The following is a 23,981-nucleotide window of genomic DNA, read 5'->3' as shown; positions in this document are numbered from 1 at the left end:
GGAGACCGGGGAGACCGGGGAAACCGGGGAGACCGGGGTCAGGGGCTCGGCGGCGCCGAGGCCCCCCCGGTGGCCGGCGCCGTCGGCTTGCCGCCCGAGGTCTGGGACGGCTGCGTGGACGGCGAAGGGCCGCCACCACTGGTCGGCGTACCGGTCGAGCTGGGCGTGGTGCTCGGCGACGGGGTGGACGTCGCCGACTTGGTGGTGGTGGGCGTGGGCGTCGGGGTCGGCGTGTGCTTGCCCGACGGCATGCTGGGCGCCTGGCTCATGTTGCCGCCGCCGCTGTTGTTGTTGTCGGTCGGCTGCTGCGGGCGCTTGGTGTTCTGGGCGGACGGGGCCGCGCTCGGGTTGGTGCCCGGCGTGGGGGTCACGGCTTCCGACGAACTGACCGCCGGGGCGGGCGTGGGAAGGTGCCCGTCCCGGTCCCCGGTGCCGCCGTTGCCGCCGCCGCTGAGCGCGAACGCGATGCCGACACTGGCCGCGACGACCACCGCCGCGGCGCCGGCCACCCAGCCCCACGGCCCGCGCCGCCGGCCGTGGCCGTGCCCGTCGTCGTCCCCGCCCGAACCGTCACCACCGTAGGAACCGCCGTAGGAACCGCCGACCGCCGGATAGGGCGACGCCGGGGTCTGCGGGCCGCCGGCCTGCTGGTACGGCAGCACCGCCGTCGGCTCACCGGGAGCGGCCGCGCCGTACGGCGCCGTGACGGCCGTCTCGCCGTCCGCGCCGACCATGGGGGTGGCCCCGCTGTGGCCCTGGCCGGCGGCCGCCAGCCCGGCGGCCGCGGCGCCGGCCGCCCAGGGGGCACCGGCCCCGTGCATCTCGCGCAGGGTGTGCTGGACGTGGGCGCGGAACTCGTCGGCGTCCTGGAACCGGTCGTCCGGGTTCTTGGCGAGCGAGCGCAGCACCATCGGGTCGAGCGCCACCGATACCCGGGGGTTGGCCTGGGACGGCGGCATCGGCGGGTCCTGGACATGCTGGTAGACCACCGAGAGCGGGGTGTCGCCGGTGAACGGCGGGCGGAGCGTCAGCAGCTCGTAGAGCATGCAGCCGGCCGCGTACAGGTCGGAGCGGTGGTCGACCGGCTTGCCGAGGGCCTGCTCGGGCGAGAGGTACTGCGGGGTGCCCATGACCATGCCGGTCTGGGTCATGGTGCTGGCGGCGCCGGTCAGCGCCCGGGCGATGCCGAAGTCCATCACCTTGACCGCGCCGGTGGTCGTGATGATCACGTTGGCGGGCTTGATGTCGCGGTGCACGATGCCGTGCCGGTGGCTGTAGGCGAGCGCCTCCAGCACCCCCGCGATGATGATCAGCGCCTGGTCGACCGGCGGCGCCTCCTCGTCCACCAGCAGCTCGCGGACGGTCCGGCCCTCGACCAGCTCCATCACGATGTACGGCGTCGACTCCTCGCCGACGTGCTCCTCGCCGGTGTCGTAGACCGCGACGATCGAGTGGTGGTTGAGCGCCGCGACGGCGTGCGCCTCGCGGGTGAAGCGCAGCCGGGCGATGTCGTCCTGGGCGAGCTCGGGGCGGAGCAGCTTGACCGCGACGGTCCGGCCGAGCCGGACGTCCTGGGCGGCGAACACCTCGGCCATGCCACCGCGGCCGAGCCGGTGGGTCAGCCGGTAGCGGCCCTCACCCACCGTGCCGAGCGGGGCCGCGCTGCCCCGGCCGGGCGTGTGCGGGCCGCCGCCGACCGGGGGGAGCGCGGTGGTGGCGGCGTCGCTACCGGGTTCGGACACCTTCGGGGCCCCGCCGGTCTCGCCGGTCGTCCAGGCGCCGTCGTCGTCGTCCGGATGCTGCGTCTGTGCCATCGCTCCTCGCCCCGGGCCTTCGCTCGGATCGCGGTGCCCTGTCGCTTCGTGTCCCCGAACGCTACCGCCTTCGGCCTGCCCCTGTAGCACACCCGATCCCGGCGGACCGCGTCAGAGCAGGCCATTCCGGTCGGCCGGACCGTCCAGGCGCAACACGGCCGCGGTCCGCTCGGCACCGCGCGTGCCCGTGCCGGAACCGGCGTCCTTCTCCGCCCGGTTCACCACGATGGCGATGATGATGACCGCGAGCACGATCACACCGACGATGATGCCGATGATCACCAGGGCCGTGGAGCAGCCGTTGCCGCCGGACGCCGGGGCCGGCTGGAACGGCGGCGCCGGCATCGGCTGCGGGGTCTGGAACGCGGGCGGCGGCGTCTGGAAGGCCGGCGGCGGCGTCCGGTACTGCTGCGGGAACGGCTGCGGGGTCTGCGGGGCCTGCGGCTGCGGGGTCTGGAACGCGGGCGGCGGGGTCCGGTACTGCTGCTGGAACGGCTGCGGCGTCTGCGGGGCCTGCGGCGCGGCGTGCGCCGAGCGCGGACCGTCGGTGATCACCAGCGGCGTGCTCGCGGCCAGCTGGTGGCCGCCGCCGCCCTTCTCGGCCGCGATCAGCCGCTCGGCCTCGTCGCGCATCGCCGCCGCGCTCGGGAAGCGGTGCGCCGGGTCCTTGCGCAGCGCCGTCGCGACGAACGCGTCCACCGCCGGGCCGACCGAGCGGTTGAGGGAGGACGGCGCCGGCGGCTCCTCCTGCACGTGCTTGTAGGCGATCGAGAAGGCCGAGTCGCCGTCGAAGACCAGCTGGCCGGTGAGCATCTCGAAGAACATCACGCCGACCGAGTAGAGGTCGGAGCGGGCGTCCACCGGCTTGCCGAGGGCCTGCTCGGGCGAGAGGTACTGCGGGGTGCCGACCACCATGCCGGTCTGGGTCATCGACGTCACACCGGACTCCAGCGCCCGGGCGATGCCGAAGTCCATCACCTTGACGACGCCCTTGCGGTCGAACATGACGTTGCCCGGCTTGATGTCACGGTGCACCAGGCCCTGGTCGTGCGAGGCCTCCAGCGCGTTCAGCACGCCGACGACGGCCTTCAGCGCGTCCTCGGTGGGCATCGCACCGTACTGCGCGACCGACTCGTTGATCACATCGCGCAGGCCCTTGCCGTCGACCAGCTGCATCACGATGAACGGCGTGGTCGAGCCGTCCGGGCCGACGTCCTCGCCGCTGTCGTAGACCCGGACGATGTTCTCGTGCTCCAGCCGGGCCACCGCCTGCGCCTCGCGGCGGAAGCGCTCCTTGAACGACGCCTCGTGGCCCAGCTCGGCGTGCATGCTCTTCAGCGCGACCTGCCGGCCCAGCACGTTGTCGTACGCGAGGTGCACGGAGGCCATGCCGCCCTCGCCCAGCAGCCGCTGCAGCACGTACCTGCCGTTGCCCAGGGAGAAGCCCTCGACCGCCGCGTTGCCGTGCTCGCTCATGGTCCTCTGCTCCCCCTCGGTGCGGCCGTGCCGCCGCGACCGTGACGTTCGGTCTCGTCCGTGCGTGGTCGGGCCCGGCCCGCTGGCCTGCCCGGCCCCCGTCGCGGCGTTCGCCGGGCCTGCGACAGGGGCCAGGGTATCGGCTCGCCACGACGGTGATCGGCACCGGGCCGACCCTCCGTCCGGGCCGCGAGCCCTTACCCGTCGGTAGTGCGTGAACCGGTCCGCCCGGTGCCGCGTCGTGCCGGTACGTCCGGCACCGGGCGCCCCGGCCGACGTGCGGCGGCCGGCCTACAGGTACGGGCCGGAGCGGATGCCGCGGCCCTCGCCGGGCTCGTCGTCCTCCAGATCACCGCCGTGCAGGCCGGGCGGCAGCGCCCGCCGCATCTGCTCCAGCTGCGCCCGCGCCGCCATCTGCTGGGCGAACAGCGCGGTCTGGATGCCGTGGAACAGCCCCTCCAGCCAGCCCACCAGCTGGGCCTGCGCGATCCGCAGCTCGGCCTCGGTCGGGATGCTGTCCTCGGTGAACGGGAGCGACAGCCGCTCCAGCTCGGCGACCAGCTCGGGGGCCAGACCGAGCTCCAGCTCCTTGATGGAGCTGGCGTGGATGTCCTTCAGCCGGGCGCGGCTGGCCTCATCGAGGGGAGCCGCCCTGACCTCCTCCAGCAGCTGCTTGATCATGCTGCCGATCCGCATGACCTTGGCGGGCTGCTCCACCATCTCGGTCACCGGGAGTTCGCGCGGTCCGTCGCCGTCGTCCCCGGTCGAGGCGGTGAACCCCTGGCCCACCGGCAGCCCGTCCGGTCCGACGATCAGCACCTTCTGGCCGTCCTGCGACTGCCCGCCCGCGGACTGGTACAGCTCGTGCGACGAGCGCTCGTTCATCGGATTCGTCATGAACAACATTCTCTCTCACTGGGGTTGGTCGGGCGGAAGCCCCCGGCCGCACCACCACCGGCCGCTCCGGCCCGCCGGGCACGACGGTACGCCCGTACGCGGCGGGCCGGTATCCGTACGCGTACTCAGTCGGCGAGGCGGGCCGGCGGGAACGGCGCCCGCGGAGCCGCCCGGCCCGCCGGCCCGCGCGGGGTTCAGCCCTTGCGCAGCCGCAGGCCTATCAGGCCCAGGCCGCAGCCGATCAGGCCGAGGCCGGCGCCCAGCGGCAGCTGGAGCGTGGAGGCGTCGCCCCAGTGGGCGGGTACGGCGGCCGGGCCGACCGCGACGGGCTGTCCGGCGGCCACCGTCGCGCTGTCGAGCGCGGTGGCGCCGTCGGCCGGGGCCGGGGCGTCCGGCGTGCCGGGGTCCGCGTCCGAGGCCGGCGGAGCGGTCTCGGCGGACCGGTCCGGCACCTGCGCCCCCGGCTGCCCGGCGGGCTGCTCCGGAGCCTGTTCCGCAGCCTGTTCCAGGGCCTGTTCCGGGGCCTGTTCCGAGGTCCGGCCGGGAACGGAGCCCGGGGCGGACCCGGGAACGGCATCCGGAGCGGAGTCGGGGGCCTGCTCGGCGGCGGCCTCGGCACGCTCGGGCGCCGAGGCGGGCCGGTGCCGGTGCCCGGCCGCGTCCCGGTCGGCCCAGAACCTGCCCCCGGCCGGCCGGGGGCGCCCCGTCCCGTGCTGCGGGGGTACGGCCGCCGGAGAGGACGTGGCGCTCTGCCGCTCGGCGGGGCCGGGGTCCGGTTCCGCGCTCGCGGGCGTCGCGGCCGCCGGGGAATGCGACGCGGGGGAACGCGACATCGAAAAACGTGGCGACGACGGCGGTGTCCCCCCGGCCCGGGCCTCGGGACCGGCGCTGGTGGCCGCCCCCCGGGGTCCGACCGGGTGCGGCCAGGCAGCGGCCGCGGCGAGCGGCACGACGGCCAGCGGCAGGGCCAGCCCGAGCACCACCGCCGCCAGCAGTCGCTGCCCGCGGAGGGCGCCGCGACGGCGCGGGCGCCGGCCGGCAGAGGAGAGGGAGTAGCCGTGGGACGGTGTGGCGGGCAGCGGCCCGAGAAACGCGTTCGAAGATGCGGCCACGGTCGGAGGTCCTTCCGACGGCCGACCGCGCACAGGCGGGGTCGGCGGCGGGACAGCTCCGCACCAGCCTCACACAATCCGACCATCCAGGCATTTCGAACAGCCGTACACCAACCGCCGCACCGTCGCCGGCCCCGCTCAGGCCCGCAGGACCACCTTGCCGACCTGCTCGCCGTTCTCCAGCACCCGGTGCCCGGCGGCGGCCTCGGCCAGGGGCAGCACCCGGTCGATCACCGGCTTCACCACCCCGGCCTCGACCAGCGGCCAGACGTGCTCGCGCACCGCCGCCACGATCGCCGCCTTCTCCGCCAGCGGCCGGCCGCGCAGGTTGGTGGCGATCACCGCGCCGCGCTTGCGCAGCAGGGTGTTGAGGTTGATCTCGCCCTGCACACCGCCCTGCAGCCCGATGATCACCAGCCGGCCGTTGACCGCCAGCGCGTCCACGTTCCGCTGGAGGTACCTGGCGCCCATGATGTCCAGGATCACGTCCGCCCCGGCGCCGCCGGTGGCCTCCCGGAGCACCTCGACGAAGTCCTGCTCGCGGTAGTCGATCGCGATGTCGGCGCCCAGCTCGGTGCACCGGGCCAGCTTCGCGGCGCTGCCCGCCGTCACCGCCACCCGGGCGCCGACCGCCTTGGCCAGCTGGATCGCCAGCGTCCCGATGCCGCTGGCCCCGCCGTGCAGCAACACCGTCTCGCCCGGCCGCAGATGGGCGACCAGGAAGATGTTGGACCAGACCGTCGCGGCGACCTCCGGCAGCGCGGCGGCCTGTTCCGGGCTCAGCCCCTTCGGCACCGGCAGCAGCTGCCCGGACGGCACCGCGACCCGCTGCGCGTAGCCGCCGCCGGCCAGCAGTGCGCAGACCTCGTCGCCGACCGCCCAGCCGGCCACGCCGGGCCCGAGGGCGACGATCCGCCCCGAGCACTCCAGCCCGGGATAGGGCGAACTGCCGGGCGGCGGATCGTAGAAGCCCTGCCGCTGGAGCAAGTCGGCCCGGTTGACCGCGGTCGCCGCCACCTCGACCAGGACCTCGCCCTCGCCGGGCACCGGATCAGGCACCTCGGCCCAGACCAGCGCCTCGGGCCCGCCGGGTTCGGGAATCGTCATCGCATACATGCCCCGAAGCTACTGCGTACCGGCCCCGGTCGGGGGTGCGCCCCGCTCAGCCGGCCAGGCCCTGCAGCACCTCGGCGCCCGGAAGTCGGGCCAGCGCCCAACCGGGCAGGATCAGCTTGCCGCGCCGCCGCCCGCTGCCCACCAGGACGTAGGGCGCCTCGGCGACCGCCGCGTCGATCAGCAGCGGCCAGCCGGCGGGCAGCCCGACCGGGGTGATGCCGCCGTACTCCATGCCGGTCTCCGCAACCGCCGCGTCCATCGGCGCGAACGAGGCCTTGCGCGCGGCCAGGTGCCTGCGGACGGCCTTGTTGACGTCCACCCGGGTGTGCGCGAGCGCCAGACAGGCGGCGAGCGCGGTCTCCCCGCCGCGCTTGGCGGCGACCACCACGCAGTTGGCGGAGGCCTCCAGCGGTGCGTCGTAGGCCTCGCAGAAGACCGCGGTGTCGGCCTTCTCCGGGTCGGTGTCCACATACAGCACGGCCCGGGCCGCCTCCCGGGCGTCCCAGTCCGCGAGGGCGGCGGCCACCGGCCCGGCGAGGAGGCCACCGGCCTCCAGCGCCGGGGCGACCGACTCGAACGTGCCGAAGGGTGCTCGTGGTTGTTCACTCATGGCACGGACTGTAGCGAAGCGCCCGGACCGGCCGGATCCGCCCGCCGGCGGTGCTCACTTGATGACGATCAGCCGGTCGGTGAGCTGGAGCACGGCGGCCTCCGGCTCGGTGTAGTTGATCACCCGCCGACCGCGGACCACCGCGACCACCAGGTCCGCGCAGTCGCGCGGGCCGTGCCCGGCCTCGGCCCGGGTGACGGGGCGCTCGATCACGTCCAGGCCGTTGCCGTAGGTGAGCAGGTCCTCCATCACCGCGCCCGCGTGCGGGCTGACCATCGACATCCCGAGCAGCCGGCCCGCCGAACTGGAGCTGGTCACCACCACGTCGGCGCCGCTCTGCCGCAGCAGCGGCGCGTTCTCGTCCTCCCGCACGGCCGCCACCACGGTGGCCCCCTTGTTGAGCTGACGCGCCGTCAGAGTGACCAGAACGGCGGTGTCGTCCCGCTCCGGGGCCACCACCACCCGGGCGGCGGTGGGCAGTCCGGCGCGCAGCAGGGTGTCGGTGCGGGTGGCATCACCCACCACGCCCACCAGACCGTTCCGGGCGGCCTGGTCGATCACCTTGCGCTGCGGGTCGACGACCACGATCTCGTCCTTGGACACCCCCTGGCCGATCAGGGTGTCGACCGCACTGCGGCCCTTGGTGCCGTACCCGATCACGACGGTGTGCTCCCGCACGGTGGACCTCCAGCGGTTCAACCGCCACTGCTGGCGGGTGCGTTCGGTGAGCACCTCGAGCGTGGTGCCGACCAGGATGATCAGGAAGAGCACGCGCAGCGGGGTGATCACGAAGATGTTGGTGAGCCGGGCGCTGTCGCTGAACGGCGTGATGTCGCCGTACCCGGTGGTGGAAAGCGTCACGGTGGCGTAGTACGCGGAGTCCAGGAAGCTCAGCCCGCCACCGGCGTTGTCGTTGTAGCCGTCCCGGTCCAGCCAGACGATCACGGTGGTGACCACCAGCACGGCGAGCGCCAGCAGCAGTCGCGAGCCGACCTGCCGGACCGCGGGCTCGGACCGCCGGGCGGGCAGGACGACACCGGCGTCCGCCCAGGGCTCGGTACCGGGGGCGGGCGCGCCCAGCCGGGACAGACGGCCGCGGCGGGTGCTCACGGGACCTCCAGGAGTTCGACGGCGGTGCCGGCCGCCACCCCGCCGGGCGGCACCACGGCGAGCGCCTCGGCGCGGGCCAGGCCGCGCAGCATCGCGGGCCCGTCGAAAGACAGCGGGACGGCGCCGCTCACGGTGCGGCGGACCGGCAGCAGCCGGGTGTCCACCGGGTGACCGGCCAGATCGACGGCGGCGGGTGTGACGGCCGGTTCGCCCGCGACCCGGCCGCTGCGGGCGTACAGCAGTGGCAGGGCGAGCGTGACGACGCCGGCCACCGCGGCCAGCGGGTTGCCGGGCAGTCCCACCAGGTGGCGGCCGCCGGGGAGTTCGGCGAGCAGCATCGGGTGCCCGGGGCGGACGGCGACGCCGTCCACCAGCAGCCGGGCACCGGCCGCGGCGAGGGCCTGGTGCAGGAAGTCGACCGGACCGGCGGCGGTCCCGCCGGTGGTGACCACCACATCGGCGGTGGAGTGCCTGACGGCGTCCCGGAGCAGACCGAAGTCGTCCCGGACGGCGCGGGGTTCACCCGTCTCGGCCCCGGCCGCCCGCAGCCAGGGCGGCAACAGCGGGCCGAGCGCGTCCCGGACCCGGCCGGGCAGCGGTGGTCCGGAGTCCAGCAACTCGTCTCCCAGAACGAGCAGTTCGACCACCGGACGACTGCGGACGGCCAGCCGGTCGTGACCACAGGCGGCGGCCAGGCCCAGGACGGCCGGGCCGACCGGGGTGCCGGCGGCGAGCAACTCCTCGCCCCGGTGGCACTCCTGGCCGCGCGGACGGACGTCCTGGCCGGTCGTCAGCGATCCCGGGGTGCGGTCGTGCAGCAGCACCCCGTTCCGCTCACCGTGCTCACGGCGGAGCACCGCCGTCGCACCGGGCGGAAGCTGGGCGCCGGTGGCGATCTCGACGGCGGCGCCGTCGGCCAGCGGCAGCACGGCCGCCTGCCCGGCCAGCAGCCGGCCGGCGACCCGCCACGGACCCGGCCCGGCGACGGCCCAGCCGTCCATCGCGGAGGTGTCGAAGGCCGGCAGGTCGGTGAGCGCGGTGAGCGGTTCGGCGAGGGTGTGGCCGAGCGCCCGCCCGAGCCCGAGGCTGAGCGGCGGCAGCGGACACCGCCCGGCCCGGCGGGCGCGCTCACGGGCCTGCGGCCACGTCAGGATGCCCGGCCCGGCGGGCGAGCCGGTGCCGGAGGGCGTGCCGGCCACGATGGTCTCCTCGACGGTGTTCACGGCTGTCCCGACTCGTCCGGTGCCGTCCAGCGCCCGGCGAGCGCCGCGGTCCGCCGGGCGGCCTCGGCGACGGCCTCCGGGCCGCCGCCCTGCTGCGCGGCCGCGTAGCCGACCAGGAAGGCGGTCAGCGGTGCGGCCGGCCGGGCCACCCCGTGCGCGACCACCCGGGCGAGGTCGAGCAGTCCGGGGACGTCAACGTCCAGGTCGATGCCCAGGTCGGCCCGGACCTCGGCGATCCAGTCATCCAGCGTGCGCTCCATGGGCCCCATGCTGCCTGATCTCGGGTTTCCCCGGGATGTTTGCCCGGTGGGCGACGCGCGTCGTTTCGCTCACGCCGTCGTTCCGCCCTGAACCGGGCCGACCTCCCGCCGACGGGCCCGTTCCAGGTCCTCCCAGGTGTCGCAGTCCTCGGTGACGCCGTCCGGATCCGCCAGCCGCAGGGTGCGCAGCCCGCCGGTCAGCCGGCGCAGCGGCAGTCCGGCGGGGTCGCCGACGGCGGCCAGCGCGGTGCGCAGGGCGGCCGCGCGGTAGGCGGCGGCGAGCGGCTGGTCGCGGCCGACCCGGTCCACCAGGACGGCCGCCCCGGTGTCCGGTCCGGCCCCGGTGAGGGCGGTGACCAGGCGGTGCACGGTCCGCCCGTCGAGGAACGGCAGGTCGGCGGCGAGCAGCAGCACCACCTCGGCCGTGGTCTCGGCGAGGCCGGCCGCGACGGCCGCGACCGGGCCGCCACCGGGCGGCTGCTCACGGGTCCAGCGCACCCCGGTGCGGGCGGTGGAGCGTGCGGGGCCGACCACCACGGTGGTACGGGCGTCCGCGCAGGCGGCGAGCACCCGGTCGAGCAGGGTGGCCGCACCGACGGTCAGGCCCGGTTTGTCGGCACCGCCGAGGCGCCGGGCGGCCCCGCCGGCCGGGACGATCGCGTCGTACGGCGTCATGCCGTCAGTATCCCGCCCTAGTCGGCCGGCTCTTCCGCTCCCCCCGGGGCGTCCGCCGCCGGCTCCTCCCCCGCCGGGTCCGCCGGGGCGCCCGCCCGGGCCGTGTTGGCGGCGGCGCTCAGCTCCAGGATGGCTGGCAGGGTCAGCTCCCCGTACCGCTCGCTCATCGCGCCGACCAGCGCCTCCGGGTCGTCCGGGTGCTCGGCCAGCAGCCGGTCGAAGTCCTGCAGGTACTCACCGGTGAAGGCGAGCACCCGGGCCGCCTCGTCGCCCTGTTCGGGCGCCCGGTGGCCGGCGATCACCCGCTCCGCGCCGAGTCCGGCGATCCGCCCGAGGTTGCCCGCCCACGCGGTCCGCTGCCCGGGAGTGGTGTCGGCGGTCCAGACATGGGTGCCGTTGTAGACGAAGTCCCCGGCGATGACCGTCCGGATGCTGGGGACGTGGACCACCGTGGAGGCGCCGCAGTCGCCCTGGCCGAGCAGCAGCACCGGGATCACCTGGCGGTCGATCATCAGCGGCTGGGGCAGCAGCGGGGCGGGCACCAGCGGATGGTCGGGGATGTCGTCGCCGTACACCGGCTTCCACTGGGCGACCTTGGCGGCGGCGGTGCGCAGGATGCCGTCCACCACCGGCGGCGCGGCCAGCAGCTGCGCCTCGGGGAAGAGCCGCAGCACCTCCTCGGCGCCGAAGTAGTGGTCGGGGTGCTGGTGGGTGATCACGATGGCGAGCAGCCGGCGGCCCTTGCCGGCCACCCACTCGGCGAGCTCCCGGCCCGCGCTGCGGGTCAGCTGGGCGTCCACCAGGATCGCCGTGCGCTCACCGAGGATCAGTGTGGAGGTGGCGAAGAAGGCCGACTCGGGGCCGGTGAAGACGGCGGTCTCCAGGGGCCGGACGGGCGGGGCCGGCACGGCGCCCGCGGCCTCGGCAGCCTCCGCGTCCGCACGCTCCGCGCCGGCGCTCTCCTCGGGCGGGGACGACGTCACTGGCTGCTCCCTCTGGTCGGCGGTCGGATTCCCTGCGCCCTACAGCATGGGAGTACGACCCGCCGAATGCGCGGAAGGCGCGCCCGGCGGGGGGCGCCTTCCCGACTGCTCGTACGGAGCGGTCAGCCCCTGCCGGTGCTCAGCGCCGGCCGGCGGTCAGCCGGGCCATCCGGTCGGCGACACCCCAGGAGGTGACGCGCCAGAGTGCCTCGATCACGATGCCGCGGCTCATCTTGGAGGCGCCCAGCTCGCGCTCGACGAAGGTGATCGGGACCTCAGCCACCTTGAAGCCGGCCTTCACCGTCCGCCAGGCCAGGTCGACCTGGAAGCAGTACCCGGCCGAGGCGACCTCGTCCATCCCCAGACCGAGCAGCGTCTCCTTGCGGAACGCCCGGTAGCCGCCGGTGACGTCCCGGATCGGCACCCCCAGCATCAGCCGCGAGTAGGTCGAGCCGCCGCGCGAGAGCAGCAGCCGTGACTTCGGCCAGTTCACCACCCGGCCGCCCGGCACCCAGCGCGAGCCCAGCACCAGGTCGGCGCCGCGCAGCGCGCCCAGCAGCCGGTCCAGCTCCTCGGGCTGGTGCGAGCCGTCCGCGTCCATCTCGACCAGGACGTCGTAGCCCTGGTCGATGCCCCAGCGGAAGCCCGCCAGGTAGGCGGCGCCCAGGCCTTCCTTGCCCTTGCGGTGCAGGACGTGCACGTGCGGGTCGTCGGCGGCCAGCTTGTCGGCCAGCTCCCCGGTGCCGTCCGGGCTGTTGTCGTCGGCCACCAGGACATGTGCCTCGGGCACGGAGGCCCGGACCCGTCCGACGATCCGCTCGACGTTCTCCGCCTCGTTGAACGTCGGAATGATCACCAGCACCCTGCCGAGATCAGCAAAACTCTGCTGGTTCACGGTCACGTACAAACCTCTCGGCCGGTGGCGGGGACCAGTCACCGTTGCCCGCACTCTGAAACGCAGCCCCGGTCGGCATCCCGCCGACGTGGCAACCACGGTGGAAACCACTGCGTCCTGGCATCCTACTACCGCGTCTCCCGACCACCGGTACGACTGCGGCACTCCCCGGGTACGCCCGTCGTTTCCCTGCTGACGGCACCGGTCGGCTAGGGTCGATGCCCAGCCTTTGCCCGGACCGCCCGCAACGCCGGGGCCGTCTCCCGGCGATCCGGCACACCCGCCACAGCAGCAGAGGAGCAGGACCGCGCGCATGGACAGGCTCGTCAACACTGTCCGCCCGTACGCCTGGGGGTCGGTCACCGCAATCCCCGCGCTGCTCGGACGGGAACCCACCGGCGAACCGCAGGCCGAGCTGTGGATGGGCGCCCACCCCGGCGCCCCCTCCCGCGCCGACCGGGGCGACGGACCCCGCCGGCTCGACGAGTTGATCGCCGCCGATCCCGAGGGCGAGCTGGGTGCGGCCACCGTCGCCCGGTTCGGCCCCACGCTGCCGTTCCTGTTCAAGGTCCTCGCCGCCGGTATCCCGCTCTCCATCCAGGCCCACCCCACCCTCGACCAGGCCCGGGCCGGGTTCGCCGCGGAGAACGCCCTCGGCCTCCCGCCGGACGCCCCGGAACGCAACTACCGCGACGCCAACCACAAGCCCGAACTCATCTGCGCGCTCGACGAGTTCGACGGCCTCTGCGGCTTCCGCCCGCCGGCCGGGGCGGCCGCCCTGCTGGCCGGGCTGAAGGTGCCCGCGCTCGACCCGCTGATCGCCCTGCTGCGCACCGGCACCGAGTCCGAGGCGCTGCGCCGGACCCTGGCCGCCGTCCTCACCATGGCCGACGCCGACGCGGCCGCCGCCGTCCGGGACACCGCCGAGGCCGTGGACAAGGCGGCCGCCGACGACCCCGCCGGGCCGTACGCGCCGTACACCCGGATCGCCCGCGACTTCCCCGGCGACCGCGGCCTGATCGCCGGCCTGCTGCTCAACCACATCCGGCTCCGCGCGGGCCAGGCGCTCTACCTCGGCGCGGGCGTTCCGCACGCCTATCTGCACGGCATCTGCGTCGAGTTGATGGCCAACTCCGACAATGTGCTGCGGGCCGGGCTCACCCCCAAGCACATCGACGTCCCCGAGCTGCTGAAGGTGGTCGGCTTCACCGCCGGCGCCCCCGAGGTGCTGCGGCCGGAACCGGTCGCCGGCACCCCCGGCGAGGAGCTGTACCCCGTCCCGATCGACGAGTTCCGGCTCTCCCGCTTCGTCCTGGACGGCCGGGACCGGCTGGTCGACGGCCGTACCCCGCAGATCCTGCTCTGCACCGCCGGCACCGCCCGGCTGACCGCCGCCGACGGCACCGCGCTGGACCTGACCCGCGGCGGGTCGGTCTTCCTGCCCGCCGCCGGCACCGGCACCGTGCTGTCCGGCGCCGGCGCGACGGTCTTCCGCGCCACCGTCACGCTCTGAAGCGCTCCGGGCCACTCCCGGATCCGCAGGCCCGCGACGGCTTGCAGGGCCCGGTTTCCCGGGCCGGCGCCGCCGGACGTGCGGAAGCCACCGTGTCGTCGGTCCAGATCATCGGGGGGCGGTTCCGTCCGGGTGCGGCGACGGGTTCCTCGCCGGGCGTAAACGGTCGGCGAGGGAACATGCCGGCGTACCGGGACCTGCACGGGTCTCCGTCAGTCCCTCGTCATGTCGACGAAGCGCGAGTAATGCCCCTGGAAGGCAACGGTGATGGTGGCGGTCGGGCCGTTTCGGTGCTTGGCGACGATCAGGTCGGCCTCGCCCGCGCGCGGGGACTCCTTCTCGTAGGCGTCCTCGCGGTGGAGCAGGATGACCATGTCGGCGTCCTGCTCGATCGAGCCGGATTCACGCAGGTCGGAGACCATCGGCCGCTTGTCGGTGCGCTGTTCGGGACCACGGTTCAGCTGGGAGAGCGCGATCACCGGCACCTCCAGCTCCTTGGCCAGCAGCTTCAGGTTTCGCGACATGTCCGAGACCTCCTGCTGGCGGTTCTCGGCCCGGCGCGAGCCACCGGACTGCATCAGCTGGAGGTAGTCGATGACCACCAGCCTGATGTCGTTGCGCTGCTTGAGCCGACGGCACTTGGCGCGGATCTCCATCATCGACAGGTTCGGCGAGTCGTCGATGAACAGCGGCGCCTCGCTGACGTCCGGCATCCGGCGGGCGACCCTGGTCCAGTCGTCGTCCGTCATGTTGCCGGAGCGCATGTGGTGCAGCGCCACCCGTGCTTCGGCCGAGAGCAGACGCATGGCGATCTCGTTGCGTCCCATTTCGAGCGAGAAGATCACGCTCGGCAGCTTGTTCTGGATCGAGCAGGCCCGGGCGAAGTCCAGTGCCAGGGTGGACTTACCCATGGCCGGGCGGGCCGCGATGACGATCATCTGGCCGGGGTGCAGGCCGTTGGTCAGCTGGTCGAAGTCGGCGAAGCCGGTCGGCACACCGGACATCTGGCCGTTGCGGGAGCCGATCGCCTCGATCTCGTCGAGGGCGCCCTCCATGATGTCGGAGAGCGGCGCGTAGTCCTCGTTGGTGCGCTGCTCGGTGACGGCGTAGATCTCCGCCTGGGCGGCGTTGACGATCTCGTCGACGTCGCCCTCGGCGGCGTAGCCCATGCCGGCGATCCGGGTACCGGCCTCGACCAGGCGGCGCAGCACCGCGCGCTCGTGGACGATCTCCGCGTAGTACTCGGCGTTGGCGGCGGTCGGAACGGAGTTGACCAGGGTGTGCAGATAGCCCGGGCCGCCGACCCGGGTCAGCTCGCCGCGCTTGGTCAGCTCGCCGGCCACGGTGATCGGGTCGGCCGGCTCGCCACGGGCGTAGAGGTCGAGGATCGCGCCGTGGATCAGCTCGTGCGCGGGCCGGTAGTAGTCGGCCGGCTTGAGCACCTCGACCACGTCGGCGATGGCGTCCTTGGAGAGCAGCATGCCGCCCAGGACGGACTGCTCGGCCGCGAGGTCCTGCGGGGGGACGCGCTCGAAGCCGTCCACGGCCTCGGAGCGCTCGCCCTCGTCCTGACGCTGCTTGCCGCCCTTCTGGAAGCCTCCGCCCGAGCCCTTGCCGCCCTGGAACCCGCCGCCCTTCTGGAAGCCGCCACCCTGGCCGCCGCCCTGGCCGTTGCCCCGACCGCGGGAGACCGGGAGCCGGTCGCCGGGGCCGTCCGGGAAGGGCGTGTCGGCGAAGGCACCGGCCGGGAAAGGGTCGTCAGCGGTCTGCCAGTCATCCTCCGGCGGCGGGGCGTCGTGGTCGTCGTACTGGGGGCCGGTCACGCGTGTTCCCCGATCAGCGAGTGGTGCGAGTTGGAGCGGGCCTTGCCGGTGGCTGGGTGGAGCGGAGCCGCGTCCCTCTTTCTACGCCACCGGGCCGACATATCGGACGCCGGGGCGGATGGGAGTGTCGGCCGGGTGACCCACGCTAAGGCGCCGGGCTCCGTTCAGCCAAGGTGGTTATCCACAGGGGGTGTGGACGACGGGCCCCAGGCTGTGGAGAAGTGCCGCAAACCTGTGGACGCCCCTGTGGAAAGGTCTGTGGATAACCAGACAATCAACCCACCGTCAACCCGCTGACCTGGGAGTACCTCGCCCCGGGGCTGTGCATGAGAAATTCTTCACACACGGCCGGGTGGCCATGGACACACACCGGCCCGCCGCGGTCGCTCAAGATTTCGAGTAATAGGCCTAACCCACTGGCAGTCATTACCTGTGGATGAGTAGCCTTGGGCGCATGACCGCCCCCACCACCGACCGCCGCCGGCACGACCGGGAGATCCTCGCTCTCGCGGTCCCGGCCTTCGGCGCCCTGGTCGCCGAGCCGCTCTTCCTGATGGCCGACTCGGCCATCGTGGGCCACCTCGGCACCCCGCAGCTGGCCGGTGTCGGTGTCGCCTCGGCCGCGCTCACCACCGCCACCGGGGTGTTCGTCTTCCTCGCCTACGCCACCACCGCGGCGGTCGCCCGCCGGATCGGCGCCGGGGACCGCCGGGCCGCCGTCCAGCAGGGCATCGACGGAATCTGGCTCGCCCTGGCACTCTCCGTGGGCGTGGTCGCCCTGACCCTGCTGCTGGCACCCTGGGTGGCCGATGTCCTGGGCGCCTCGGACACCGCGGCGCCCCATGCCGTCACGTATCTGCGCATCAGCGCGCTGGGCATCCCGGCGATGCTGATGGTGATGGCCGCCACCGGCGTGCTGCGCGGACTCCAGGACACCCGGACGCCACTGCTGGTGGCGGTCGCGGGCTTCGCCGCCAACCTCGGCCTGAACATCGGCCTGGTGTACGGCGCCGGGCTCGGCGTGGCCGGCTCGGCCTGGGGCACGGTGCTCGCGCAGACCGGGATGGCCGCCGTCTACCTGGTCGTGGTGGTGCGCGGGGCCCGTCGGGAGCAGGCCTCGCTGCGACCGGACGCGACCGGGATCCGGGCCTGCGCCCGGGCCGGCGGTCCGCTGATGGTCCGCACCCTGAGCCTGCGCGCGGTCCTGATGATCGCCACCGCGGTGGCCGCCCGGCTGGGCGACGACGAGGTGGCCGCGCACCAGATCGCCATGACGCTGTTCAGCTTCCTGGCCTTCGCGCTGGACGCGATCGCGATCGCCGGCCAGGCCATCATCGGGCGCTACCTGGGCGCCGAGGACGTACCGGGGGCGAAGGCGGCCACCCGGCGGATGGTCGAGTGGGGCGTCGGCTCCGGTCTGGTGCTCGGCCTGCTGCTGGTGGCGGCCCGGCCGCTGTACGTCCCGCTGTTCACCCCCGACCCGGCGGTGCAGGCCCAGCTGAACACCGTCCTGCTGCTGCTCGCGCTCTGCCAGCCGGTCTCCGGTCTGGTCTTCGTCCTGGACGGGGTGCTGATGGGCGCAGGGGACGGCCCGTACCTGGCCTGGGCGATGCTCGCCACCCTGGCGGTCTTCGCACCGGCGGCCCTGGCCGTACCGGCGCTCGGCGCCGGGCTGGCCGGGCTCTGGTGGGCGATGAACCTGTTCATGCTGGTCCGCGGGGTCTTCCTGGGCCGGCGCGCCCGCGACGGCAAGTGGCTGGTCACCGGCGCCGTCCGGGCCTGAGCCGAACGGCGCCGGCCCGCGTCCGGCCGGACCAGGCCCGGAAACGACCGAGGGCCGGTCTCCCCCGGAACGGAGGAGACCGGCCCTCGGGCCACTGCTACGGAACTCAGGCAGCGACGACGGCGACGTCGAGGTTGGCCTGGACGTCGGCGTGCAGCTTGACCGAGACCTTGTGGGTGCCCACGGTCTTGATCGGCGAAGCGATCGCGACGGCGCGCTTGTCCACGGCCGGGCCGCCGGCGGCCTTGATGGCCTCGACGACGTCGGACTGGGTCACCGAGCCGAACAGACGGCCGGCCTCGCCCGAACGAACGGCCAGCTTGACCTGGACGCCCTCGAGCTTGCCCTTGACCTCGTTGGCGGCCTCGAGGGTCTGGATCTCGTGGATCTTGCGGGCGCGACGGATCGCGTCGACGTCCTTCTGGCCGCCCTTGGTCCAGCGGATGGCGTAGCCACGCGGGACCAGGTAGTTGCGGCCGTAGCCGTCCTTGACCTCGACGACCTCGCCGGCGGAGCCGAGACCCGGCACCTCGTGCGTGAGGATGATCTTCATTACTTGGTCACCCTCTCTTAGCGCGCGGTGCTGGTGTAGGGCAGCAGCGCCATCTCACGGCTGTTCTTCACGGCCGTGGCGACGTCACGCTGGTGCTGGGTGCAGTTGCCGGTGACCCGGCGGGCACGGATCTTGCCGCGGTCGGAGATGAACTTCCGCAGCAGGTTCGTGTCCTTGTAGTCAACGTAGTTGACCTTGTCCTTGCAGAAGACGCAAACCTTCTTCTTCGGCTTGCGAGCAGGCGGCTTCGCCATTGTGTGCTCCATTTGGGGTTCACGGCCCGGCGGGCGTCTCTCGACGCCCGTGGCCGGGCCGCACGAAATCTGTCAGCTCTTAGAACGGGGGCTCTTCCGAGAAGCCGCCACCGGACGGGGCTCCCCAGCTGCCGCCACCCTGGTTGCCACCAGAGGGAGCGCTGGACGCCCACGGGTCGTCGGACGGGCCGGACTGGCCGCCGCCGGAGTTTCCACCCCAGCCGCCGCCGCCCTGCTGGCCGCCACCGCCGCCCCAGTTGCCGCCCTGGCCGCCGCCCTGCTGGCCGCCGCCGAAGCCGCCGCCACCGGGGGCACCGGACCGGTTGGCCCGGGTGACCTTCGCGGTCGCCGAACGCAGGCTCGGGCCGACCTCGTCGACCTCGACCTCGAAGACCGTCCGCTTCTCGCCTTCCTTGGTCTCGTAAGACCGCTGGCGCAGCCGGCCCTGCACGATGACCCGCATGCCGCGCTGAAGCGACTCGGCCACGTTCTCCGCCGGCTGCCGCCAGACGTTGCACGTGAGGAAGAGGCTCTCGCCGTCCTTCCACTCGTTCGTCTGACGGTCAAAGGTGCGGGGGGTGGACGCGATGCGGAACTTCGCGACCGCCGCACCCGACGGGGTGAAGCGCAGCTCGGGGTCGTCGACGAGATTGCCGACGAGGGTGATGACGGTCTCGCCTGCCATGGTGGTGATGACCTCTCGGGAAGATGTCCGTTCACCGCTGTTTCACGTGAAACAGCGGTCGCGAGCTACCCGAGACCCGAAGGCCTCAGAGGTGGCTCAGTGGGTGTCCGGGCGCAGGACCTTGGTCCGCAGAACCGACTCGCTCAGGCCAAGCTGGCGGTCGAGCTCCTTGACGACCTCAGGCGTGGCCTTCAGGTCGATGACCGAGTAGATGCCCTCGGACTGCTTGTTGATCTCGTAAGCCAGACGGCGGCGACCCCAGGTGTCGACCTTCTCCACCTTGCCGCCGCCATTGCGGACGACGGTGAGGAAGTTCTCGATCAGGGGGGAGACAGCGCGCTCCTCAACCGAGGGGTCGAGGATGACCATCAGCTCGTAGTGACGCATGTGTAACCCACCTCCTTTGGACTCAGCGGCCACGGTCTCTCCGTGGCAGGAGGGTTGTGCAGCGTCGGCACCGGTGTGGTGACGACACCGGCCCACCGTAGCGGCCGGGTCGGACAATCGGGCCCCACCGACCCGGAAGAGGGTGCAAGAGGGGCACAACTACACCAGTGCAGACGGCACAGCCTACCCGCACCCGGACGGCCGAACAAAATGCATAGGGGTTGTGATCCATGCCCAATCCCCGCAATCTGGACGGAACGGGTTTCCTGCCCGTTCGTCTCCCCGCCAGGAGGTGGGATTCATGGCTCTGTCCTTTCACCGGCTCCCCGCCCTCACCCTGAACACCGACGGCCACCGGCACCCCCGCGAGAACACCCTGGTCAGCGTCACCGCCCTGCTGGGCGTGCTGGCCTTCGCCACCTCGTTCTTCCACGATCTGCACCTGGTGAGTTCCTGGAGCGGGCTCTTCGGGATCATCACCGGCTTCTGGGGACAGTTCATCTCCGTCACCACGGCCGAGCGGTTCGTCCTGATGATCGCGCTGGTCGCCTCCGCGGTCGGCTTCTACCTGGGCATCGCCCGCGGCGGGCTCTGGGGCTAGCCCGCGAGCTCCGGGGCCGGCCCGCCCCGTCCGTCCCGGCGGTTCCGGAACCCCCGGCGCCCCCGTCGCGTATCTGGAAGAGACAGGTATGCGCCGGGGGCGCCTGCGCGCCCGCAGCCGCAGGAGCCGGGATCCCGGACGATAAGGTCAGCCCGAGAACCTGGGCCCACCGCAGCCCGACCGACGAGGAGCACCGAGCATGAGCCTGCGCCTGAGGACGATCACCCGCGAGGAGCACCTCGCCTTCATCAGGAGCCGCGCCTCGGCGAGCCACATGCAGGTGCCGTCCTGGGGCGATGTGAAGGCCGAGTGGCGCTCGGAGTCGATCGGCTGGTTCGACGACTCCGGCCAGATCGTCGGCGCCGGCCTGGTGCTCTACCGGCAGCTGCCGAAGCTCAAGCGGTACCTGGCCTACCTGCCCGAGGGCCCGGTCATCGACTGGTTCGACCGCGATCTGGACCGCTGGCTGTCGCCGATGCTGGCGCACCTGAAGTCGCAGGGCGCGTTCTCGGTGAAGATGGGCCCGCCGGTGGTGATCCGCCGCTGGGACGCGCCGACCATCAAGGAGGCCATCGCCGGCAAGCAGGCCAAGCGCCTGCGCGACGTCGAGGCCGACTGGTACGAGGCGCGCGCCTTCGAGGTGGCCGACCGGCTACGCAAGGCCGGCTGGCTGCAGGGCGAGGACGGCGGCGCCGGGTTCGGCGACGTCCAGCCGCGCTACGTCTTCCAGGTGCCACTGGCCAACCGCTCGCTGGACGACATCCAGAAGGGCTTCAACCAGCTCTGGCGCCGCAACATCAAGAAGGCCGAGAAGAGCGGCGTCGAGGTGTTCCAGGGCGGCTACGACGAGCTGCCGATCTTCCACCAGCTGTACCTGGTGACCGCCGAGCGCGACCGCTTCACCCCGCGCCCGCTGTCGTACTTCCAGCGGATGTGGAAGGCCCTCACCGCCGAGGACCCGAACCGGATGCGGCTCTACATCGCCTACCACGACGGCGAGCCGCTCGCCGCGACCACGATGCTGGTCGTCGGCGAGCACGTCTGGTACTCCTACGGCGCCTCGGCCAACCACAAGCGCGAGGTCAAGCCGTCCAACGCCATCCAGTGGCGGATGATGCGCGACTCGTACGCGCTCGGCGGCGGCGTCTACGACCTGCGCGGCATCAGTGACACGCTGGACGAGAACGACCATCTGTTCGGCCTGATCCAGTTCAAGGTCGGCACCGGCGGCCAGGCCGCCGAGTACCTCGGCGAGTGGGACTTCCCGCTCAACAAGCTGCTGCACAAGGCGCTCGACCTCTACATGTCGAGGCGCTGAGCCGCATCCGCTCCGCCGTGCCCAACACCCCCTGGGAGATGACCCGATGACGCTGTCGCTCTACCTCGACACCGACCGCTGGCGGACCCATCAGCGGTCCGTCCTGGCCGAGTTCCCCGGCCTGGTTCCGGTGGCGAAGGGCAACGGCTACGGCCTGGGCAACCACCGGCTCGCCGAGGAGGCGACGCTGCTCGGCACCGGTGTGCTGGCCGTCGGGACCGCGTACGAGGCGGCCGACGCCGCCGACTGGTACGGCGGCGAGCTGCTGGTGCTCACCCCGTACCGGGTCGGCGAGGAGGTGCTCCCGCTGCCGCACGCCCGGGTGATCCGGACGGTCGCCAACCTGGGCGCGCTGCACGCGCTGCACGGCGCCCGGGTGGTGGTGGAGTGCATGACCACCATGCGCCGCCACGGGGTGAGCGCGGCCGACCTCACGGCGGTCGCCGCCGAACTGGACGGCGTCTCCTTCGAGGGCCTGGCGCTGCACCTGCCGATGGACCGGCCGGACGGCAGCAACCCGGTCGACGAGGTGGCGTACTGGGTGGACACCGCCCGGGCGGCCGGCGTGCCGGTGCACACCGTGTTCGTCAGCCACCTCGGCGCGGCGGGCATGGAGCAGCTGGCCCAGCGCTACCCGGACACCGTCTTCCGGGCCCGGATCGGCACCCGGCTCTGGCTGGGCGACCACGACGCGCTGGAGGTCCGGGCGACGGTCCTGGACGTCACCCCGGTCGTCAAGGGCGACCGCTACGGCTACCGCCAGCACCCGGCGCCGACCGACGGCCACCTGCTGGTGGTCGCCGGCGGCACCGCGCACGGCATCGGCCTGGAGGCGCCGAAGTACGTGCAGGGCATGTCCTCCCGGGCCAAGGGCATCGCCCGGGCCGGCCTGGCGACCGTCAACAAGACCAAGTCGCCGTACAACTGGTCCGGCAAGCAGCTCTGGTTCGCCGAGCCGCCGCACATGCAGGTCTCGCTGCTGTTCCTGGACGGCGAGACCAAGCCGCCGGCCGTCGGCGACGAGCTCGGCCTCCAGGTCCGCCACACCACCACGCACTTCGACCGCGTGGTCGACCGGTAGGGCGCGACGGACCGTGGCGCAGGACGGACGGCAGGGCGCCGGGCCGGCCGGCCGCTACTGCGGCCTGCCGCTCTCGGCCGGCTCCGGCTCCTTGAGCCACTCCTCGGGGCCGGCCGGCGCGTACGCGGCGTAGGTCTCCTCCTCGCGCAGCCGCCGGGCGGCGCCGAGGACGAAGACGTCCGGGGCCTGGTCGAGCACCCCGCCGGACGGGTCGTCGCTGCCGTCCCAGCGCACCGGGTCGGACTCCGGCTGCAGGACGTCGCGGATCACCATGCCGCACAGGTAGAGCGTGCCCAGCAGGTGCAGGACGATCGCGAAGTGGTACCAGGACTCGTTGATCCCGTGCTGCTTGGGCCCGGTGACGAAGCCCAGGTGGGACCAGATGCCCAGGGTGTAGAGCACCTCGCAGGACTGCCAGATCAGGAAGTCCCGCCAGCGCGGCCGGGCCAGCACCGCGAGCGGGAGCAGCCAGAGCACGTACTGCGGTGAGTACACCTTGTTGACCAGGACGAACGCGGCCACCACCAGAAAGGCCAGCTGGGCGAAGCGCGGGCGGCGGGGCGCCGAGAAGGCGAGCCACCCTATCCCCAGACAGCTGAGCACCATCAGCACCGCGATGAAGGTGTCGAGGTTCTCCAGGGCCACGCCCCGGCCCTGCATCAGGATCAGCCAGAAGGAGCCGTAGTCCTCCTTGCGGTGCTTGCTGAAGACGTAGAAGGTCGACCAGCCCTGCCAGTTGGCGATCATGATCGGCAGGTCGACCAGCACCCAGGCGGCGACCGCGCCGCCCAGCACCGCCCGGAAGTCGCGCCAGCGGCCGGCCCGCCAGCAGAGCACCAGCAGCGGGCCGAGCAGCAGCAGCGGGTAGAGCTTGGCGGCCGTGGCCAGGCCGATGAAGACGCCCGCCCAGACCGGGCGCGAGCCGGCCCACCAGGCCATCGCGACGGCGGCCAGCGCGACCGCCAGCAGGTCCCAGTTGACCGTGGAGTTCAGCAGCAGGCAGGGGGCGAGCGCGAACAGCAGGGCGTCCCAGGGGCGTCGGCGATGGGTGCGCGACAGCGCCACCACCGCGATCACCGCGCAGGCCATCAGCAGGCCCGCGTTGATCGCCCAGAACCACTGTTCCTGCTGCTGGCTGCTGCCGCCGCCGGGCGTCAGCCAGGCCGAGATCTGCATGAACAGGCCGGTCAGCACCGGGTATTCGAGGTACTGCAGATCACCGGAGGTGCCCGGGATCCGGTCCACGTACGGGTGCAGTCCGGCCGCGAAGCCGCGCCCGGAGAACAGGTGCGGGATGTCGCTGTAGCAGGCGTGGATGTACTGCGGCGAACCCGGCTGGAACCAGGCCTCGTTGTAGCAGGGCAGCTTCTGCACCATGCCGAGCGCCGAGACCACGATCACCAGCAGCGCCAGGAAGCGCGCCGGGATCCACCAGGAGACGCCCAGCAGGGCGCGCCGGCCGGGCGGGCCGCCGATCACCTCGCTGCCGGCCGCCGCCACCGGGTCCTCGTCCGCCGGGACGACCACGGTGTTGGCCGGCGGGGCGGCCGGAGCCGACGGGGCCGCCACGGCGGGCCGGTCGCTCCGAGCGGCTGCCGCGGCCGCCGCGGCGGGGTCCGTCGGGGATGGCCCGGCGGCCTCTTCGGGCCCGGTCCGGCCGACGGTTTCGTCAGGAGCGCTCGACGTCATGCGGGACATCCTGCCGCACCTGTCCCGGCTGGACGAGGAGGCCCCCGCAACGGCCCGGCAGGCGCCCCGCCACGGCCGTGACGAATCGCGCCGAATACGGCGAAACGGCGGTGGCGGCCCTCC

Annotated in this window: 21 protein-coding genes and 1 pseudogene; 5 read left to right on the top strand and 17 right to left on the bottom strand. The window is 73.3% G+C overall.

The features are described from left to right. Positions 1-38 precede the first annotated feature (38 nt). The 11 genes and pseudogenes from ACIO5D_RS21255 to ACIO5D_RS21205 all read right to left on the bottom strand — a co-directional run bounded on the left by ACIO5D_RS21255 (position 39) and on the right by ACIO5D_RS21205 (position 12,177). Positions 39-1,814, bottom strand: coding sequence for a protein kinase domain-containing protein (locus tag ACIO5D_RS21255; RefSeq protein ID WP_363613761.1), 1,776 nt, complete (start codon positions 1,812-1,814; stop codon positions 39-41). A gap of 111 nt (positions 1,815-1,925) precedes the next feature. Beyond that, the gene (locus tag ACIO5D_RS21250; RefSeq protein WP_363613763.1) at positions 1,926-3,290 is read right to left on the bottom strand and encodes a protein kinase domain-containing protein; all 1,365 of its coding nucleotides are present in this window, start codon (positions 3,288-3,290) and stop codon (positions 1,926-1,928) included. A gap of 291 nt (positions 3,291-3,581) precedes the next feature. Further along, complete coding sequence (locus ACIO5D_RS21245) at positions 3,582-4,187, bottom strand: bacterial proteasome activator family protein (RefSeq protein ID WP_363613765.1); 606 nt, start codon at positions 4,185-4,187, stop codon at positions 3,582-3,584. Between the two features lie 194 nt (positions 4,188-4,381). Beyond that, positions 4,382-5,299, bottom strand: coding sequence for a hypothetical protein (locus tag ACIO5D_RS21240; protein WP_400796969.1), 918 nt, complete (start codon positions 5,297-5,299; stop codon positions 4,382-4,384). Positions 5,300-5,437: 138 nt separating this feature from the next. Further along, positions 5,438-6,415, bottom strand: a complete 978-nt coding sequence (locus ACIO5D_RS21235; protein ID WP_363613769.1) for an NAD(P)H-quinone oxidoreductase — start codon at positions 6,413-6,415, stop codon at positions 5,438-5,440. 46 nt (positions 6,416-6,461) lie between these two features. Continuing rightward, positions 6,462-7,025: a YbaK/EbsC family protein gene (locus tag ACIO5D_RS21230; RefSeq protein WP_363613771.1), complete on the bottom strand. Its 564-nt coding sequence runs from the start codon at positions 7,023-7,025 to the stop codon at positions 6,462-6,464. A 54-nt stretch (positions 7,026-7,079) separates the two neighbouring features. Next, entirely contained in the window at positions 7,080-8,114 is a 1,035-nt protein-coding gene (locus ACIO5D_RS21225; RefSeq protein ID WP_400660060.1) for a potassium channel family protein, read from the bottom strand. 17 nt (positions 8,115-8,131) lie between these two features. Further along, the gene (locus tag ACIO5D_RS21220; RefSeq protein WP_400761073.1) at positions 8,132-9,358 is read right to left on the bottom strand and encodes a molybdopterin molybdotransferase MoeA; all 1,227 of its coding nucleotides are present in this window, start codon (positions 9,356-9,358) and stop codon (positions 8,132-8,134) included. After that, positions 9,355-10,293: pseudogene (locus ACIO5D_RS21215) on the bottom strand (NTP transferase domain-containing protein). The gene ACIO5D_RS21220 and the pseudogene ACIO5D_RS21215 overlap by 4 nt, the downstream one beginning before the upstream one ends. Positions 10,294-10,310: 17 nt before the next feature. Further along, positions 10,311-11,276, bottom strand: a complete 966-nt coding sequence (locus ACIO5D_RS21210) for an MBL fold metallo-hydrolase (protein ID WP_363613773.1) — start codon at positions 11,274-11,276, stop codon at positions 10,311-10,313. A 139-nt stretch (positions 11,277-11,415) separates the two neighbouring features. Next, the gene (locus ACIO5D_RS21205; protein WP_363613775.1) at positions 11,416-12,177 is read right to left on the bottom strand and encodes a polyprenol monophosphomannose synthase; all 762 of its coding nucleotides are present in this window, start codon (positions 12,175-12,177) and stop codon (positions 11,416-11,418) included. 307 nt (positions 12,178-12,484) lie between these two features. Here ACIO5D_RS21205 and manA point away from each other — a divergent pair, with 307 nt between their 5' ends. After that, positions 12,485-13,684, top strand: coding sequence for a mannose-6-phosphate isomerase, class I (gene manA, locus ACIO5D_RS21200; RefSeq protein ID WP_363613777.1), 1,200 nt, complete (start codon positions 12,485-12,487; stop codon positions 13,682-13,684). 212 nt (positions 13,685-13,896) lie between these two features. On the opposite strand, the gene dnaB is transcribed toward manA, so the two are convergent. After that, on the bottom strand, positions 13,897-15,507 hold the full coding sequence (gene dnaB, locus ACIO5D_RS21195) for a replicative DNA helicase (protein WP_363613779.1): 1,611 nt from the start codon (positions 15,505-15,507) through the stop codon (positions 13,897-13,899). Between the two features lie 454 nt (positions 15,508-15,961). Between dnaB and ACIO5D_RS21190 the strand changes: the two genes are divergently transcribed. Further along, positions 15,962-17,290 (top strand): MATE family efflux transporter, encoded by a 1,329-nt coding sequence (locus ACIO5D_RS21190; RefSeq protein WP_400796966.1) that lies wholly within the window; start codon positions 15,962-15,964, stop codon positions 17,288-17,290. Between the two features lie 106 nt (positions 17,291-17,396). Here the strand turns inward: ACIO5D_RS21190 and rplI are convergent, their stop codons facing one another. The 4 genes from rplI to rpsF form a co-directional block, all read right to left on the bottom strand. Next, positions 17,397-17,843: a 50S ribosomal protein L9 gene (gene rplI / locus ACIO5D_RS21185; protein ID WP_363613783.1), complete on the bottom strand. Its 447-nt coding sequence runs from the start codon at positions 17,841-17,843 to the stop codon at positions 17,397-17,399. Between the two features lie 17 nt (positions 17,844-17,860). Continuing rightward, entirely contained in the window at positions 17,861-18,097 is a 237-nt protein-coding gene (rpsR, locus tag ACIO5D_RS21180) for a 30S ribosomal protein S18 (protein ID WP_030304537.1), read from the bottom strand. Positions 18,098-18,176: 79 nt separating this feature from the next. Then, positions 18,177-18,782, bottom strand: coding sequence for a single-stranded DNA-binding protein (locus ACIO5D_RS21175; RefSeq protein ID WP_363613785.1), 606 nt, complete (start codon positions 18,780-18,782; stop codon positions 18,177-18,179). A gap of 96 nt (positions 18,783-18,878) precedes the next feature. Then, positions 18,879-19,169 (bottom strand): 30S ribosomal protein S6, encoded by a 291-nt coding sequence (rpsF, locus tag ACIO5D_RS21170; protein ID WP_329488774.1) that lies wholly within the window; start codon positions 19,167-19,169, stop codon positions 18,879-18,881. Between the two features lie 301 nt (positions 19,170-19,470). Between rpsF and ACIO5D_RS21165 the strand changes: the two genes are divergently transcribed. From ACIO5D_RS21165 to ACIO5D_RS21155, 3 genes are all read left to right on the top strand, one after another. After that, positions 19,471-19,770 (top strand): hypothetical protein, encoded by a 300-nt coding sequence (locus tag ACIO5D_RS21165; RefSeq protein ID WP_363613789.1) that lies wholly within the window; start codon positions 19,471-19,473, stop codon positions 19,768-19,770. Positions 19,771-19,969: 199 nt separating this feature from the next. Continuing rightward, positions 19,970-21,088 (top strand): peptidoglycan bridge formation glycyltransferase FemA/FemB family protein, encoded by a 1,119-nt coding sequence (locus tag ACIO5D_RS21160; protein WP_363613791.1) that lies wholly within the window; start codon positions 19,970-19,972, stop codon positions 21,086-21,088. 46 nt (positions 21,089-21,134) lie between these two features. Then, on the top strand, positions 21,135-22,169 hold the full coding sequence (locus ACIO5D_RS21155) for an alanine racemase (protein ID WP_400796964.1): 1,035 nt from the start codon (positions 21,135-21,137) through the stop codon (positions 22,167-22,169). A gap of 54 nt (positions 22,170-22,223) precedes the next feature. On the opposite strand, the gene ACIO5D_RS21150 is transcribed toward ACIO5D_RS21155, so the two are convergent. After that, entirely contained in the window at positions 22,224-23,858 is a 1,635-nt protein-coding gene (locus ACIO5D_RS21150) for a glycosyltransferase 87 family protein (protein WP_363613795.1), read from the bottom strand. Between the last annotated feature and the right edge of the window lie 123 nt (positions 23,859-23,981).

Source organism: Kitasatospora sp. NPDC087315, assembly GCF_044744345.1.
In the GTDB taxonomy this organism is placed as follows: domain Bacteria; phylum Actinomycetota; class Actinomycetes; order Streptomycetales; family Streptomycetaceae; genus Kitasatospora.
The sequence above is the reverse complement of the archived record's forward strand: the minus strand, read 5'-3'. Positions and strand labels throughout refer to the sequence as shown.